The organism is Paenibacillus sp. strain BS8-2 (assembly GCF_054483835.1).
This window is the reverse complement of sequence record NZ_CM137010.1, coordinates 3750858-3767909: the sequence shown is the minus strand read 5'-3', so window position 1 is coordinate 3767909 and position 17052 is coordinate 3750858. Positions and strand designations below refer to the sequence as shown.

Below are 17052 nucleotides of genomic sequence, written 5' to 3'. Positions count from 1 at the left end.
GGCAAGATTTGCGCTATCTGCAATTGCCAATCCATTATGCAATTGACTCACAAAGTCATTCTTCATTTGATTTTTCATTCAGCATTTCCAACCATACAAAAAAAACAGCCGCTAGATGCGGCTTATAAGGATTGTTACGTGGACTAACCCCGTCATTGCCCCGACAACGCACGATAGTGGGAAGGTGTTACGCCGTGTATCCTCTTGAATGCTCTGCTGAAGGAATTCAGTGACGAATACCCGACATTGTCTGCGATTTGCTCAATATTCAAGCCCGATTCTCTTAACAGCTCCTTGGCGGCATTCATCCGCTTGCTGTTCACATAATCCGAGAAGGTGCAGCCTGTGTACTCTTTCACGAGCAACGACAGATAGGTCTCAGAAATTTGAAACTGGTCGGATAGCAAGGGCAAACATAAGGAAGGATCTGGATAGTGACCATCCAGGTAACCGACAATTTCCTTCATCAGTTCTTCATTGCGCAGACGCTTCTGTTCATTGACTCGATTGGCGATTTGATGGAACACTTTCTTCAGACGCTGGAAGCAAGCATACGTATCTGCTGGCGCATGAGGCAATTGCAGCAGCGTCATCATATCCTCGCTCTCATCCTCGAACATTTGCCATCCGGCTTGATCCATAAACTTGAGTGCCGTACTGAGCATTTCGGACATGAAGAGCCTAACAACAGGGCCTACCAACGAACGCTCTACAAAGTTCTCGAAATACAAGCTGTCAAGCGTGCTGTCGAGCTCCTCCTTACTCCCGCTGCGCAAATAATTGAGCAGCTTCTGCTCCAGATCGAACGGATAATAATACGATTGCGGATGTCTTGGCAAATCATCATAGAATGACATTGTGCCCGCCGAGTGCATCCCGAAAGACATAGCGATCGTCGCCTCTTCGAAGGAGGCCGACACATCCATCAGCGATGCACATGGTTTTCCTATCCCAAACTGTACGGTATGCTGGAAGCGCTCAAGAAACAATGCTCGAATAGCTTCCAGCTTCGCGGCAAGCTCTTCCTTCCACATATAAACACTCTCGGCATGACCTGCATCACCTGCATAAATAAAGGCCAGCTTATTCTCGCCAATGTCAAGCAAGCAAGCGCGTTCTCCCTCCAGCTCGACAATACACTCCCGCAATCCCGCTTTCTCCATATCCAGCTTCTCTAACGCACCTTCATCTATGGATTCCAGAATGTAAGGAAGCTGAACGATAATGACGGAATAACTATCACCGTCAAGCGGGATGTCCATATGATGCATAACCGACTCCAGCTCCTTCTGCCCGGAATAGGCGCCATCCAGCAATCGTTGCAGGAATGCCGCCCGCAGCATCGGTTTTTGCTCATCGATATTGCGATGCAGCCGTTCATTATACGATTCAAGCTGGAATACTGTCTGAATGAGCGCTTTTAACGGTCGGCTGTTGCGATAGGCGAACAGGACAGAGGCAATACCGCCAATAGCCAGCATGCCGATGATAATGACCGCAGATATTTTTTTGACATAGAACACCTTTGACAGCACAATATGCTGAGGCTGCACAGCAACCAACCGCCAATGACCATCGTCAAGTCCGATGGAGGTCACGAATTGGCCGGCCATCTGGGGATCATCTCCGTACTGGTCCGCTGCAGTTTGCCATTCACCGTCTCCGGCTCCGACTCCGGCTCCGACTCCGGCTCCGGCTCCGGCTACACCGGCGATGATGCCTCCCTCCTGATTGGCCAGATAAGCGTAGCCGCCTTCGGAGAGATCAATGGAGCGCAACGCAATCCGGATAGCTGTACTATCAATAAACAAGACAATATGCGATAAGTAATAACTGGGGTAGCCAATAGTATGAATATACGGGATCAGTCGAAGCTCTCCATTCGTGCTCTGAAACTTCATCTCCGGCAGCATCTCTTGATAATAGAATCGATCCTCCAGCCCTCCAATAAACGACTGAATAGACTCAGTCATCCCCTCATCGCCTGATGCTCTAGATAATAAGCTATGTTTGTCCGGGGAAATGATAAAGCGGCTTTTCGTGTAATAAATATAATAGCTTTCAAGGGTCCGAGTCGTGATAGCCGAATAGTTTTTCAGCTGCTTCTGCAATTCCAGCAGTCGCGTAATACTGCTGCGGTCGTATGGATTTTCGGTCTGCTGCATCGCCAGCACCTTTGGATCTTGACTCAAACTGATTGCAAGCTGGTTGGTTTCTGCAATCTGCCGATCCAATTGCTGCTTGGCCAGCTGCAGAACGGCCTCATTTCGGTTAGTCACTTCTTCCTTGACGACTCTGCTGGTCTGCTGATACATGATGACGGATACCAGACAGGCTAGCAGGAGCATACAGAGATAAGGTATAAGAAATTTGAACACCGGTCTCCCGCGACGATTGGACATGATCTCCCCCCTTTGATTCATTTGTATCACATACACAAAGAAAGCGTTATCATTTTTTAGTAAAACGCGAATGCTTCCCACACATTCGCGTCCGTTCTACTAAGCTAATCTAATCCATCCCGATTCGGAAGCCTACGGGATACTTCGTTGGCGCTAAGGAGGACACATCGATTTGCAGCCCTTCATCTGAAAGCTTCCACTCCAGCGCTGTTTCTTTTCCCAATGCTTCTACGCCAGTAATAACGCTGCGGAAATGCCGTGACTGCGCAGAGAGCGAACGGATCGTAACGCTTCCACTCTCCGGGAGCTTCATGACAAAAGCATATAACCGACCATCCTTGAATGTGAAACGGATGTCCTCGTCTGTGTAAGGGCTTCGTTTGCCCTCCGTATGCATCTCCTCACCCGATTGGGTCGGGCCTTCGCCATATATTTTCCAGTGGGTCGTATCATAGATCCCTTCGCCGTTCACGGCAAGCCAATCTCCAATTGCCAGCAGAATTGACTCGTCTTCCTCTGGAATTGTCCCGTCCGCTTTGGGTCCCACATTCAGCAGCAAGCAGCCGTTCTTGCTCACAATATCGATCAGATCACATACGATGTCCGCAGCATCCTTGTATTGGTTATTGACACTGTGCGACCAGGAGTTGCGAGCGACAGAGGTGTCCGTCTGCCATAGCTCAGGACGAATGCCATTAAGTTGACCGCGTTCGATATCGAATACCGCAGTGCCATGCATAAAGGCGTCCAGCTTATAATTAATCGCAACCTCTATTCCCCACTCCGCTGCCCGGTTGTAATAATATGCCGCGAACTTCTTAAGATACGGCTTGAAGCGGACATTCATGATCCACCAATCAAACCAGACAATGGCCGGCTGGTACAGATCTACAAGCTCGCACGTTCTCAGCAGCCAATCGGTGAGGAAAGCCTCATCCGGTCCATCTCCGTGGATCGTCCATTGCGGATCTCTCGGCTGCGCCGGGCCGTACAAGCCGCGGTAGCGATCATCACACACATCGGAAGCAAAGGTCATCCCCCCGTCATAGAACCACCAGTTCTCCGCCCGATGAGAGGACACGGCGAACTTCATCTGCTGCTTCTGCACCGCTTGCTTGAGTTCACCGATAATGTCGCGTTTTGGACCCATCTTCACAGCATTCCACGGCGACAATTGACTATCATACATCTGGAAGCCATCATGATGCTCTGCGACAGGCATCACATACTTCGCTCCTGATCTGCGGAACAGATCACTCCAAGCCTCCGGATCAAACTTCTCAGCCTTAAACATCGGGATAAAATCCTTATAACCAAATTCATGCTGCGGACCATAAGTCGCAATATGATGATCAAACATACTGACATCCTGCCGGTCTCGTCTCCCGCTGTCCTTCAAATACATCTCGCGAGGATACCATTCGTTCCCATAAGCTGGAACCGCATACACTCCCCAATGAATGAAGATGCCGAACTTTGATTTCTTGTACCAATCGGGTATCGTGTAGCCGCTTAACGATTGCCAGTTGTCTTGATAAGGTCCTTGCCGGATCATTTCCTCTACCTTTTCCATATCCATCCTTGTCATTCTCATCAGCCCCTCTTCTGTAACTAGCATAGCCCTTTCGACGTTGCAGTGAGAAGAAGCGATCCCGACTTCCGATGGTCAAATACCGACTTTCCATCAACTCGTCTATCTTCGGCAGCATCGCTACTTTCGCAAGCGGCCCGCTCTTTGACGAAACAGACTAACAGCCCATAAGATGCAGGGGATAACAAATGTATTCAACGGATACACCGTCATTGCATACAGCTTGGGAAACACAACATTCACATCATAGATGGATCCCGGCACCATTGCCAGAATCGTTACTATCAGAGCGATTATACATATCGTTAATTTCCAATTGCTCGTACCTAGCCACTGGGTAATTCCGTATCCTACTACAAACAAATACAGAGATAACTTAATAAACACACTCGCCACCCATATTACAATAATAAGGACATCTATATTTTGCAAAAAATCAGATAAAGACAGCATTTTGGCAAATTCAAAAAAAGGGTACCACATATTGGAGGCTATATTCGGGTCCAAGCTGCCCAATACGACAAAAATGGACGTAGTCATAAACAAGGTGGATACGGCAATTGCCAGTGCGGCGATGGAGGGCCCCTTATCCGGTTCCTTCATAAACGTGAGAAGCATCATCATCATGATGGAGTCACTAATAAATACAGCGGGTGTCAGCCCGCCCTGAAGAATTGGCCGCCATCCCGAGTCAGAATAAACGGGTAATATCGCTTGTACGTTTATATGATTCACATTAAGAAGAATTGTAAGGACAATCATCATTAATACGATAGGGCCCAGCACTTCGGACAGTCGACCAATGACTTCAATTCCTCCGGAAGCGGCATAGAGTGCAAGGAGTACAATGGATATGATTAAATAGAGGAGTGGCGTTCTGGGCAATATCCCTTCGATAATAATAAATTCGGCCGCTTGACGCGGAATAATGGCAGCCGTCGACACCCACATAATAAAATAGGGGATTACAATAATTGTCCCTGCCCAATTGCCCAGAATTGTCCTGCTGTATTCAACAATCGTTTGATTGGGATACTTCAAGCTAAGTCTGGTTGCTCCATATACACTCACAATACTCAATCCCCCCCCGACTAGAAAGGAAATCCAAGCATCCTGCTTGGCTACTGTAATCGCAGGTGTCAATGTAAGCAAGATTGCCATTCCAATATCCATTGTGCAGAGAATCCAGAATATTTGTATGCCTGAAACGCGAAACATCGTATATCCCTCCTGCCGGTTTAAGCTTGTCCACGCCGCCGCTCGCGCCGCAGCCATTTCTTGGCGCCATGAACCGTCAACATCAACAACGGAATAACAAATCCCGCAAGCAAGTCTACCGATACCATCGAGCTCCCAAACGCCTTTACTTCACCGATATTGGCGAACAGCAGCAAGGACAGCACCATAATAATCAAACCGGTTGGGAGTACTAGCGGTTTGTACTCTCTGATGCCTAACCACTGAGAAGCGCCCAATACTGCGACATAATAAAAGATGCCAATTTTCAAAAAAGCACCAATGACCCACATCCCCAATACAAGCGCGTCAATCCGTTCCAGAAAATCGCCTACCGAAATGATTTCTACCATATTAAAGGTAGGAAATTGTAAAGTTTTTATCAAATCAGGTCCGAATATTGCCACAAGAAAAATAATTAAACTGTATCCAAATGCCGTCACAAACAAAACGGCCCTAATCGTATCTCTTTTAATATGCTGTTGATCGGCAATAAGAGGAACAACCATCGCCATCCACGTCAATTCACTATATCTAGAGATTGTGGGTAAATTGGCCTTTATTAAAGTGAGCAAATCCGTTTCCCAGGTCGGAATAACGTATGTCCATCGGGCATTCGGGATAGCGAGCATCATCAGCAGGATCAGTCCGAGAAAGATCATCGGAACCAGCACCTCCGCACAACGTCCCAACACTTCCGGCCCCATATATACACAATAAGCTGTAATCAGCAATATACCGCATCCGATGACCTCCTGCGGTGTTTGGATATAAAACCTCGAAAGCAGAAAATCATTAAAAATTCTGAGTGTCAGTGCCGCGTTGAATATAAAATAACCGATATAGATACCCCCGACGGCTTTTCCGAGAAACCTTCCCAGCAGGATTGGGCTATATTCGACAAGCGTTTGGTTGGGATATTGCAGCCATAATGAAACGAATACCAGCACATACGGTACAATGAATACAAAAAAAACGAACGTTGCAGGAAATAAATCGCGTGTGTTGGGAAGATCGACTACAGCGGGAATGAACACCAGAGAAATAATAAACCGGCTGTTCACAAACAACCAGAAAACCTGCCTTGATGCCAGTTTGGACACTTCCATTGTATTCACCCCTTTTGTTCATATGGTATGCCGACAGCATAATAGATCAGCTCATGCATTCAACTTGAGCTGACGCCGCCATTGCTTCCATTGATGCAACACTAACAGCATCAATGGAAGCAATATACAAAACAGAATATCAACAAAAGTCATCGATCTCCCTAAGCTTCTAAGCTCAACGGCATTGTCAGCCAACCACATGGACGCCAAGCCACCTAACAACCCTATAGGTAAAATAATGGATCGAGGCCGCTTTAGCCCTGTCAACTGCGAAGTGGCAAGTACGGTTGCATAATATAAAATGCCAAGCTTCAAAAAAGCTCCGCAAACCCAAATCCCTAATGCAAACACCTCAATTCGATCCAAAAAATCACCAATAGATGTCATCTCAACAAGCTCCAGAGTCGGAAACTGCAGCCGTTGGATAGAATCCGGACCAAATACTGCAACCATAGTACCTAATAGCGCAAGCCAAATGATTCTGAGGAACAATACGCCGCCTACCACAACCCGGATAATCTTGTGGTTGCCGGAAACAAAAGGCATAATCATCGCCATCCAGGCGAGCTCATTCCATCTTGATGAGGCCGGAATATTGGTCACTAGTATGGAACCTACGCCATGATCCCAGATCGGTATCGTTTGCTGCCAATTGCCATCATGAGCGGCCAATCCAACAAACACGAGGATACATAAAAAGATTATAGGAGCCAAAACCTCCGCACAGCGACCCAGCACCTCTAACCCCATAAAAATGCAATAAGCAGCAATGGCGATCATACTAAAACTGATTATCGCTGGAGGCGTCCGCGGGAAAAAGTTTGTAGACATAAAGGTTTCGAATATTCGCAACGTAATGCTTAAGTGAAGCAAAAAATAAATCAGATAACACATGCCTATCCATGTTCCCAGATATCGGCCTGCAATCGTTTTTGTGTATTGAACCAAGGTTTGATTCGGGTAATGAAGCCATAGCCGCACAAAGACAACTGCAAATAACAGATCCATCGGCAAGTTCAGCAGCATAGCCGGTATAACGTCTGTGCTCGTGACCATCTCTGTAAATTGCGGAATAAACACTAGCGTAATAATAAAACGACTGTTGACATACAACCAGAATGTCTGACGCAAAGATATGACGGGTGAATCCATTCTGAACCTCCTTCCCCTCTGTTGCTCTATAACAGCCATATCGTTTGGCTACTTCCCTTGGGAAAGCCATTTCGTTACAGGCTTGAAGACAACTTCAATCCCTTTGGCCGGATTAGGGAATGGGAGGTGAAACACGAGTATGACTCCCAAGCTGATCCCCGCGAGCAAGAAACCGGAGAATACCGCCAGTTCCTTCCAGCTCTTTCGCTGAATCAATGCCGGAACCTCTATCCAGATCATTGCTGCAGCTGATAACAAAATAAACACGAACATGGCTATGCCCCTCTATTCCCTAATTTCAACCGATTTTGAAATCATGCCAACTCGTCGTATTTTGCAATGCACATCGACAGTCACATCTACCTTTGCATAACTATCGCCCCAATTACTTTCTAGCTCCTTCCATCTTTTTGGATCCTTTCGATGAAATGCTTCTCCGAAATGAAGAATATCCGATTTCATTTTTTGTGTTTTGTGAACCGATCTCATAATCCGCTTCTCAACATCCTCTGAAAGCAACTGCTCCAGTTGCTTGATCGTTGCCGGCTTCGATATATCTATTCCCTTGCAGTTCATCTCCTCGATGACGCTCTCCTCATGAATCTCAATCATCATCTTTAATGAATCATCTCCCTTCGCATATGAAGGACGCAGCTTTTTCTTGGATCGATCGATGCGGAATACCACCTTGTTATTCTTGTCGCCAGGGCAAGCCGCAACGACGGCGCCTCCTTTCACCTCTCCAAGCACCCACAAAATCCCACGGCTTTCAGCTGAATTCAGATAACCCGCTAGCTTGTCTTTATGGAAAACCGCCGTGCCGCTTAACCGCAATTGTTTTGTTTGCTTAGTGCTGATGTGCTCCGTATCTTCGGCATGACCGGTAGAATCAGATGCTTCATTCAGCTTTTTCTGTATGCCGGCACTTTCATTAATCAGTTCAATCCGGGAAGCAACTGCCGATGCGGATTTGCTGGACAAATCACTCATAAAGTCTTTGCGTTGAACGACTCTCACCGCAGAGGATTGATGAAATTCATTAATCATATTCTTGATGCCAATAGCCGTTAATTTCTGAAGATCAAGCTTGGCTTCCAAAATTTCTTTTGCCGTCTTCGGGGCAACAAGCATCCAGGAGGTACGGCGAAACTGCGGATCCCTCTCGAAATAATCGAGAATATCATGAATCCCGGACCTTGCCAATTGATCGCCAATTACAATAATGCTGTTATGAGAGAAGAACAGACGGCGCGGCGAGTCTTTGGAAAAGTTACGTACCGCATCATACACCGTCTCCCCTTCAGCCGTCGTAACCACAAACGGTCTTTGCTGTCCGCCACCGCCCATATCCTTCTGCATCGCAGAGGGATTAACAATTTGAGCTGTAAGCAGGATATCATCCGTTCCGTTCAATTTATCTATGCCTAGCCCGATCACAATCGCTAATTTGTCAATTTCTTTTCGATCCCAGCATGCAGTGGAGGTTAATACCAGCATCAGGATAACAAAGAACATGACGACTCGTTTCTTAATCATCCGGATTTGCTCCTTCCTCTTCTCCGAATTAATGCAGTCAGCAGCAAACCTAACGGTATGCCTGCCTCAAACAGGATGAGGCTGTATGACGGCCAGGTCACGGACAGAAAATCGACCAGTTCGATGATGTTGCCGTATAACCAAATGGATAACAGCATAATCAACAGCCCACAAGGAAAAACAAGCGGCTTGTACGCATTCAATCGAAACAATCGAGCAGCAACCAGAACAGCGGCATAATAAAAAATCGTTACTTTCAGAAAAACGCCTAATATCCATAGGCTACTGATCAACCATCCCACCCGCTCGAGAAAATCATCTATTTGAATAAATCGTGCAAGCTCAAACATCGGATACTGCATCCTGGCTACCTCCGGGGAGCTAAACACACCAATTGCAATCAGCACCGCAGCTGTCAAGATAATTCCTATCAATGAAATACTTTGAAGCACAATCTTATTACTGTCCTTCCTGCGTTTCATATGAGGAATTAGAAAAGCGGCCATGACAACCTCTCCAAGCCAGCTGAAAGGTGTATATGCGCCATGCAGAACGGCTTTTGGTTCCTCTGGAATTATAGGGAGAAATCCGCTCCAGTCGACATCCAGGATCGTGCATAGCAACACGAACCCAATCATTGACATCAAGATTGGAAAGATGATTTCCGCAAGACGGGAGATCACCTCGAGGCCACATCGAACCGTTATTGCCGCAAGAAACAAAATTGTGCCTATCAGCACGGGGAGAGGTGTTTCCGGAAGCACGGCGGTAGAAAGATATTCCACATATTCTCTTAATACAATAGAGCTGCCATGAAGGAAAAACCAAAAATATAGGATGGCAATACACATACCTAATATCCGCCCGACGATGTCTTTGCTGAACAGATCCAACGATTTATCTGGATAAAGGGAGGCAAGCTTTGTCACAATCAGCGAAAGTGCTAATCCGGCAGCTGTTGCTGTCACGGTCGACAGCCAAGCATCTTCGTTAGCGGCTGCGGCCGTGATCGCCGGGACAAACAATACCGCTGTCGGCAATATCGTAAATACGATAAGAAACATCAATTGCCGACTGCTAATCTGCACATTTTCAATCATTGATATATACACTTCCCGTCAGGATGAGCTTGGCGGTTCCGGCTTGGGCGTCTGTTGCCGTGTACGATTGTTGCGGCTGATCATCCCCGGCCTCTTCTTCATCTTCCACCAAGGAGCGCGGAAGACAACATCCTTCATTTCGTCGCTATGAAACGGTGCAATGGGCGAAAAGTAGGGAACGCCGAATGAACGAAGCGTGCATAGATGAATCAGGATGGCAAGAATACCAAGCATAATACCGTAAAAACCAAGTATTGAAGCGAGCACCATCATCGGAAACCGCAGCAGTCGGAACGTAATCGCAATATTGAATGCCGGTATAGCGAATGAAGCAATAGCCGTGACTGCCACCACAATAACCATCGCCGACGAAACGATACCCGCATTGACGGCGGACTCGCCAATAACAAGCGCGCCCACTATACTAACCGCTTGACCAACTGGTCTTGGCAACCGAACACCGGCTTCGCGCAGCACCTCGAAGGTGACCTCCATCAGGAGCGCTTCAACAAATGCAGGGAACGGAACACCTTCCCTGGCACCCGCTATGCTGATCAATAAGGGCGTTGGAAGCATCTCTTGATGATAGGTCGTCGCAGCAATATAGGCAGAAGGCAAGATAAGCGCCAGTAAAAAAAAGAAGTATCGGATGACTCTAATAGCAGACGCCAACGGATAACGTTCGTAATAATCTTCGCTAGACTGCAGAAACTGTACAAATACGGCAGGCACAATAAGGACAAAGGGCGTACCGTCTACCACGATGGCAACCTTGCCTTCTAGCAGCTCGCCCGCAACCTTGTCCGGCCGCTCCGAATGTGCAATTTGCGGAAAGGGAGAATACGGTTGATCCTCAATTAATTCCTCGATATAAGCGCTCTCGAGAATAGAATCAATATCAATCCGCCGAATACGCTGACGAACCTCCTCTACAACCTTCTCATCCGCTACCCCCTGAATATAGGAGATAACGACATCTGTTTTCGTCAACCTTCCTATCTTGCAGGCTTCCATCTTCAATGCCGGCGTCTTGACAATTCTTCTGATCATAGACGTGTTTGTGCGGAAATTTTCAGTAAAGCCCTGTCTAGGGCCTCGAACAACCGCCTCTGTCGCCGGCTCAGAGATCGCCCGCATCTCTCCCCCTTTGACACTGACGGTCAGCGCGGCACACTCCCCATCAATAAGGATGACGCAGTTTCCAGTCAGCACACCATTAACGATATCCGTATAACTGGATTGCTGCTGCGCATTAGCAGTATGGAGCAGGCTCGTTCGGATAGAAAATAATATATTGGATGATTCGATGTCGTTCGCATCCGCATCCATAAGCGGAGTTAATATATCTTCATTAACCATCATCGTATCAACGATCCCGTCCATCCATACGATCGCTGCAGCACGTTTGGGCACCGAATGGATTTCAAATTTGCGGAAGATGACATCGCTGCAATGTAGAAACATCTGCTCGATCACTTTCAGATTGTCAGACAAGGATGGGCTCAAGGTTGATTGCTGCAGCGCAGCCTGATCATCGATAGACCTCTTCTTTTTTTTTCCTCTTGAAGCAATTGATTTGAGATAGCTGCTTAGCTTCCTTCTGCGCATGGCTTCCCATCCTTTCCTGCAATGTTGTATAGAATGCCCAAAATAATGAACATTATTTGGCATCTTTTGTTCAAACAAAAAGACGCAGGGCGATTGGCCGCCTTGCGTCTTGGTAGCGTAAAGAAGTTTGTGTAAGTCTATAGGTATATCCATTGGGACGATGGGGTGATGGGGTGATGGAGCGATTCTACATACAATGGGCCTGGATCCAGCCTAGTGGCGCCAACGTATGTGAAATTCGCCTAGATCCAAGTTCCTTGCGGTTGTCTGTCAATCTGTCCCCAGAACCGCTGCCCTGCCGGATGCTCGCGATCTCCTGAAGTATAGCTGTGCTCTATCAGTGCGTTCATCAATTCTTCCGCCACTCTCCAAGTCTCAGACTGACCGATCAGATTGTTCTGTTCCAAAGGATCATCGCTCAAACGGAACAACTGTGACTTGCCTCGGTATACGATCAGCTTGTATTCCCTGCTCTTTACGGCTCTGACAAGGTCGGCATAGGCCAAATACAGCTTATCCCGCTCCGGCATCATACGATCACCCTGCAACAATGGATTCAGACTCGTTCCTTCGACCGACGAAGGAATGTGAACGTCTGCTAACTCGCACAAAGTAGGAAAGATGTCGGATAAATAGACAAATTCATCTCTTAGCAGACAATGCGGAACAAGTGGTCCCGAGAAAATCAGCGGCACTCTGACGCTATGCTCATAACAGCTTTGTTTGCCCATTAGCCCGTGCTGACCAACCGCCAGTCCATTGTCTCCTGCGAACACAATGATCGTATTTTCGTAATGCCCCGTTTCCTTGAGCGCACTGACAATATCGCCGATCCGATCGTCCAGATGCGTAATCATGGCATAATATTCCGCAAGATGTCTGCGAATTTCCTCTTCAGTGCGCGGGTAAGCCGCCAGCCTCTCATCTCTTATGTCACGCACACCGTAATCGAAAGCATGCTCGCTCGCAACATTGTCAGGCAACGTCAATAATGACGGATCATACAGATTCCTATACTTCTTCGGCATGCTGCGAGGATCATGAGGAGCCATAAACGACACATACAGGTAAAAAGGCCTCTCCTCCCTGAACCGATGAATCCAGTTGACGGCTGTATTCGCAAACAGATCCGTTGAATGAACGCCAGCCTGAACCCTGTCTCCAAGCCGATATTCCACTTCGTTTGACATCATGTAGTCTCTTATGATCGGAAGTGCCGCCGCGTATTGACCATCCGCGTGATAATGGCAAGCAGGCACGTTCCAATGATCCTCCATCCCTCCAAAAAAGATGTCGTCTCCGTCACTGAAGCTCCGGTTAAAGGAGGTTGTACCGTTATGCCATTTTCCAATCCCGAAGGTGGCATAACCGGCATCACGGAATGTCTCCCCCATCAGAACATGATCGTCAGGTATGCTTCTTCCATCGTCATGAATATGAAAGAGTGTTCTCCCTGTATGCAGCATCGCACGGCTGGGCATACAGACCGCACCTACCGTTCCGCCTGGAATATGCGCTTGCGAGAAGGCTGTACCCTGTTGGATCAGCTGATCCAGATGCGGCGTTTGAATGTCGTCATTACCCAAAGCGTGCAGGGTATCAAATCGTTGGTCGTCAGCGAACAGGAATACGACATTGGGCTTGTCGGCTTTATGCGCTTGCTGCCTATCCTGTCTAGTCATGTTCGCGTACAACCCCCTTCTTTAGAATCAGGTTGCCGTATTGCGCACGTTCTCCCGTTGCAACAATGGCATACGCTGACCGGCTGCGTTCATAGAAGCTGAATCTCTCAAGTGATTCCAATGATGAAGACAAACCCGTCTTCTTGTTCAGAATCGCTTCGTAAGAGTCCCAAATCGTTGTCCCTACTGGATCACCAGGGACTAGGGCCATAACCGCGGATGGCTTCTCCACGTAATCGTCCAGCGGCATCACCTTGACAATCGCTTCCAGCAGTTCAACAATGCCCAGGCCATCACATCGTATGAGTCGTTGCGCATGGCTTGCTGCAGGAAAGTTGGCATCAGCCAGCACCAGCTCATCGCCGTGTCCCATCTCTCTCATCACCTTTAACAAATCCGGCGGCAATAGGCCGGGAATTCCGATTAGCAAATGTATTCCCCCTCTCTCATCTGTTCCCAGCATAGCCCTTCGATGGTACATATAGAAGAATCAATCTCGACTTCTAATGTTCAAATACCTACTTCCAATATCTTGGAAAGGAGCCCATATATCGAAACCGCAGCTTCTCCACGCGTTAAGTAGACATGAGCCTCATCCTGGAGCGGCAGATCAGGACCAGGAAGTCCCGTAACCCTGATCGCATTGCCCAGCATTTCAGCGGCTTCTGCCCAGGTCAAGCTTTGCATCGGTCTGAACGTATCATCTCCATATCCTCGAATCAGTTGATGTTCAGCAGCGGTACTGACATAGACGTTATACCAACTGGTTGCACTGACATCCTTGAACGGCTGCTGTGTCGAGTCCAACCTTAAGCCCAGCGCTCTCACGAGCATAGCCGTAAATTCGGCGCGGGTTATTCGTTCTTCCGGTCGGAAGGTTCCGTCTGGCAACCCCTTCACAACTGTTCGGGACGCCAGACTCTGGATTTCTTCTTTGGCTGTCGTACGAATGATATCCATCAAGCGAACATTATGCTCGACGAGTGTGTAGATACTGTTGGTCAAGCTTTTGATGCTTGCATACCACTTTCCTTCACGGAATATCATGTTCGTTGGCACATGACGGACGCTGCCATCACGTTCCACAACTACAGCAGTAGCCACTTGTGCGGGATCAAGGCCATCCGGCAATGGAATTGTCCGCTCTACATAAGTATGGAACGATCCCAGCTCCATCACTTGTTGACCATGCAGCAAATGAATGACGAATACGATTGGCTCGCCGATTGACTTCAAAGCTTGAGCATCCGTTGCGGCTTCAATACCCCTCTTCTCCTCCACTGTCAGCTTGGCAATCCGGAGCTGCACCTGGAGCTCCTCCACTCCGGTTTCACGGGATCCTGATTGCTTAAGGAGCGACTTCCAGCTCTCCGATGCGATGATCTGCTGTACAGGCAGCCGATAACTTGCCATATCTGTCTGGAAGTCAAGTACTGCTTGTTTGTCAGCCATAGCGGTTAGCAATAGACCATCCAATTGGCCAATCACAATATCCGTGCTGCTGTTGAGCTCCATCGTTACAACAGCCCCGTCATCCACCGAAGCCAAACCCTCTATTAATCCTTTACGGCCTGGATAGACGGTTGCCGCCGTTTGCCCTTCGATGAGGGACTTCACAACTGCTCCACCTGCAATCACCTGACCGTTCATGGACCACTTGACCTCATTTGGGTCAGGGGACGGTGTGTGGGTATATACCGGCGGCATGATTGCAGCGACTGAGCTAAGCGTCAAATTACCCGTCATCCCCATGTTTTGCCACACTTGATCAAGCGGGTCGTTCCAGCCCATATACCCTTGCCTAACTCCTGACGGCACTCTCGCATCATTGACTTGTATATCAAATCCGATTATTGAGCCCGCTGACGCACCGCTCACCCACGGGAGAGCCATCTCTACAACGTAGCCGTCTTGGGTCTGATGAACGGATTGTCGGGCGCCCTCAGGTACGTTGATTCCAGAGCTGCGGCCCGTGTAATCCACATTCCACTTGGTATCGTTGCCGTCATACGGCTTGGATTTCTCATTACCGTAGTCCACATACACTTCGACGGAATCGTTTTTATACGTCTCGTTTGGTTCCACTCCCGCAATATCCGCATCCTTCACTTCCGTTCGAATATACAGAAACGACTCATCCCAAAGCGTCTTCGCATTTGCTGTGATTGAAGTGCTCCCGCCTTTGACATGCAGCGAACCGATCTCCTTCGCTTGGCTCCATAACGGATCTGGGATCGAAGCATTCAGCTCGGGTGAGCCGCGTAACGCCTCTGCAGCCTTGACCGGCGGCTGCTCCATCTCCGGCTCATCCGAAATAGGCTCGTTAGATCGCCAGACCCTCATATATTCAATGACATAATCTCCGTTTGGACTTGCCATCGAGGCTTCCGACGGGAGCCCTGCCCAAGTAAATGTTTCCATATCCATAAAAATATATTGATCCTCATGGAATACATCGTTGCGAATTTCGCGAACCAATTCCCCGTCATAATAAAACCGAATCCACTTGGCATTCCAATCCAATCCATACACATGGAAGTCTGCTGTAAGATCATCCTCCGAATGATAAACGCCTGGGTTAGCGATGTCCTTGGACCAGTCCCCACCAGCATAATAATGTGTGTTCATAGGCATTTCATAACCGCTGCCGGGATTGACGGTCGAACGTCCTACCGTTTCGAATACATCAATTTCCGTTTCGCTGCCCTGCAGCCAAAATGAGCTTGTAATAGAAACAGGGGCGGCTTTGGCTTTGATTTCATAATAGCCGTAGCCCGTCTTTGTTTTGGACTGGACAGCCGCTGTCGTATATTTCTCATACTGTGGGCTATTGGGACTCAGCGCCGCATTGGCTTCCGCCATCTCAGGTATCGTTTCATATTTGGCTGTTAATATTAGTTGATCATTCTCTTGCCGGATGTTGCGCGATGAGAATATCGAGGGCTGTCTGCCTAACCAATACGTATGATGATCATTCCATTTATTCAAATCTAGCGCTTCACCGACGAATTCATCGGAATAATCCAGACTGTACTTCCAGCTCCGAACGTTGTCCGAATCGGATAACGGATAAATGAAGTTATCGACAACATTTTCCGTTATGGGCGGCGGCTGTGATTCAACCAGAAGCTCAAAGTCATCGGCATAGATCGTTCCGGAACCGCTTTCATTATACAGATAGACCTTTGCGGACGTTTGGACAGCACCTGTCTTAAACATCATTTCGTATAAGCTGTAGGTTGTCCCGCGAATAAGAGTATAGTTGTCCTCAGTACCGTTATGCTCCTTAACACCAAGAGTGGCTCCAGCGCTAGTCCCTAGCTTGGCGTACACAGCCAGCTTGTATTCGGTATTGGACTGTAGACCGGATATCGGGAATTCAATCGCCCCTTGCCCGGTATACGCAAGCGCGTACGTTCCGGTATAGGCCTGTTCCGTCATAACAGCTGCCGAACCGCTTCCCCACTTCGCATATCGTGCAGGCAACTGTCCCGATTCAAAGCCCCCGTTCTCAAACGCATTCACCTTGCTCGCCTCCTCTGCTGCAGCCTGTGATATGGGCATCCCCAATAGGCTTAGGAAGAGTGCTGCAACAATCACGGAATGAACCGCTTTCGCATTACCCCATTTTGTCAT

12 protein-coding genes are annotated in these 17052 nt (G+C 48.0%); all 12 read right to left on the bottom strand.

Translation table 11 applies throughout. The annotated features are described in order from the left end of the window. Positions 1-152 precede the first annotated feature (152 nt). Positions 153-2402, bottom strand: coding sequence for a helix-turn-helix domain-containing protein (locus ACX1C1_RS16015; RefSeq protein ID WP_458953172.1), 2250 nt, complete (start codon positions 2400-2402; stop codon positions 153-155). 109 nt (positions 2403-2511) lie between these two features. After that, positions 2512-3990, bottom strand: coding sequence for an alpha-L-fucosidase (locus ACX1C1_RS16010; protein ID WP_458953171.1), 1479 nt, complete (start codon positions 3988-3990; stop codon positions 2512-2514). A 123-nt stretch (positions 3991-4113) separates the two neighbouring features. Further along, complete coding sequence (locus ACX1C1_RS16005; RefSeq protein ID WP_458953170.1) at positions 4114-5211, bottom strand: GerAB/ArcD/ProY family transporter; 1098 nt, start codon at positions 5209-5211, stop codon at positions 4114-4116. A gap of 20 nt (positions 5212-5231) precedes the next feature. After that, positions 5232-6338: a GerAB/ArcD/ProY family transporter gene (locus ACX1C1_RS16000; RefSeq protein ID WP_458953169.1), complete on the bottom strand. Its 1107-nt coding sequence runs from the start codon at positions 6336-6338 to the stop codon at positions 5232-5234. Between the two features lie 51 nt (positions 6339-6389). Then, positions 6390-7490, bottom strand: coding sequence for a GerAB/ArcD/ProY family transporter (locus ACX1C1_RS15995; protein WP_458953168.1), 1101 nt, complete (start codon positions 7488-7490; stop codon positions 6390-6392). Between the two features lie 48 nt (positions 7491-7538). Then, positions 7539-7763, bottom strand: coding sequence for a hypothetical protein (locus tag ACX1C1_RS15990; protein ID WP_458953167.1), 225 nt, complete (start codon positions 7761-7763; stop codon positions 7539-7541). Positions 7764-7775: 12 nt separating this feature from the next. After that, a complete protein-coding gene (locus ACX1C1_RS15985) occupies positions 7776-9026 on the bottom strand; it encodes a Ger(x)C family spore germination protein (protein WP_458953166.1) in 1251 nt (416 codons plus the stop codon). Beyond that, complete coding sequence (locus tag ACX1C1_RS15980; RefSeq protein WP_458953165.1) at positions 9023-10126, bottom strand: GerAB/ArcD/ProY family transporter; 1104 nt, start codon at positions 10124-10126, stop codon at positions 9023-9025. Before ACX1C1_RS15980 ends, ACX1C1_RS15985 begins: the two co-directional genes overlap by 4 nt. Positions 10127-10144: 18 nt before the next feature. Further along, the gene (locus ACX1C1_RS15975) at positions 10145-11734 is read right to left on the bottom strand and encodes a spore germination protein (RefSeq protein ID WP_458953164.1); all 1590 of its coding nucleotides are present in this window, start codon (positions 11732-11734) and stop codon (positions 10145-10147) included. A 242-nt stretch (positions 11735-11976) separates the two neighbouring features. Next, positions 11977-13416 (bottom strand): sulfatase-like hydrolase/transferase, encoded by a 1440-nt coding sequence (locus ACX1C1_RS15970; RefSeq protein WP_458953163.1) that lies wholly within the window; start codon positions 13414-13416, stop codon positions 11977-11979. After that, on the bottom strand, positions 13409-13846 hold the full coding sequence (locus ACX1C1_RS15965; protein WP_458953162.1) for an RbsD/FucU family protein: 438 nt from the start codon (positions 13844-13846) through the stop codon (positions 13409-13411). The genes ACX1C1_RS15970 and ACX1C1_RS15965 overlap by 8 nt, the downstream gene beginning before the upstream one ends. Before the next feature lie 80 nt (positions 13847-13926). Next, positions 13927-17052 (bottom strand): sugar-binding protein, encoded by a 3126-nt coding sequence (locus tag ACX1C1_RS15960; protein WP_458953161.1) that lies wholly within the window; start codon positions 17050-17052, stop codon positions 13927-13929.

Bases quoted from the DNA above. Each gene is read 5' to 3' on its own strand.
- ACX1C1_RS16015 (WP_458953172.1), bottom strand. From the start codon at position 2,402: ATGTCCAATCGTCGCGGGAGACCGGTGTTCAAATTTCTTATACCTTAT.
- ACX1C1_RS16010 (WP_458953171.1), bottom strand. From the start codon at position 3,990: ATGACAAGGATGGATATGGAAAAGGTAGAGGAAATGATCCGGCAAGGA.
- ACX1C1_RS16005 (WP_458953170.1), bottom strand. From the start codon at position 5,211: ATGTTTCGCGTTTCAGGCATACAAATATTCTGGATTCTCTGCACAATG.
- ACX1C1_RS16000 (WP_458953169.1), bottom strand. From the start codon at position 6,338: ATGGAAGTGTCCAAACTGGCATCAAGGCAGGTTTTCTGGTTGTTTGTG.
- ACX1C1_RS15995 (WP_458953168.1), bottom strand. From the start codon at position 7,490: ATGGATTCACCCGTCATATCTTTGCGTCAGACATTCTGGTTGTATGTC.
- ACX1C1_RS15990 (WP_458953167.1), bottom strand. From the start codon at position 7,763: ATGTTCGTGTTTATTTTGTTATCAGCTGCAGCAATGATCTGGATAGAG.
- ACX1C1_RS15985 (WP_458953166.1), bottom strand. From the start codon at position 9,026: ATGATTAAGAAACGAGTCGTCATGTTCTTTGTTATCCTGATGCTGGTA.
- ACX1C1_RS15980 (WP_458953165.1), bottom strand. From the start codon at position 10,126: ATGATTGAAAATGTGCAGATTAGCAGTCGGCAATTGATGTTTCTTATC.
- ACX1C1_RS15975 (WP_458953164.1), bottom strand. From the start codon at position 11,734: ATGCGCAGAAGGAAGCTAAGCAGCTATCTCAAATCAATTGCTTCAAGA.
- ACX1C1_RS15970 (WP_458953163.1), bottom strand. From the start codon at position 13,416: ATGACTAGACAGGATAGGCAGCAAGCGCATAAAGCCGACAAGCCCAAT.
- ACX1C1_RS15960 (WP_458953161.1), bottom strand. From the start codon at position 17,052: ATGACAAAATGGGGTAATGCGAAAGCGGTTCATTCCGTGATTGTTGCA.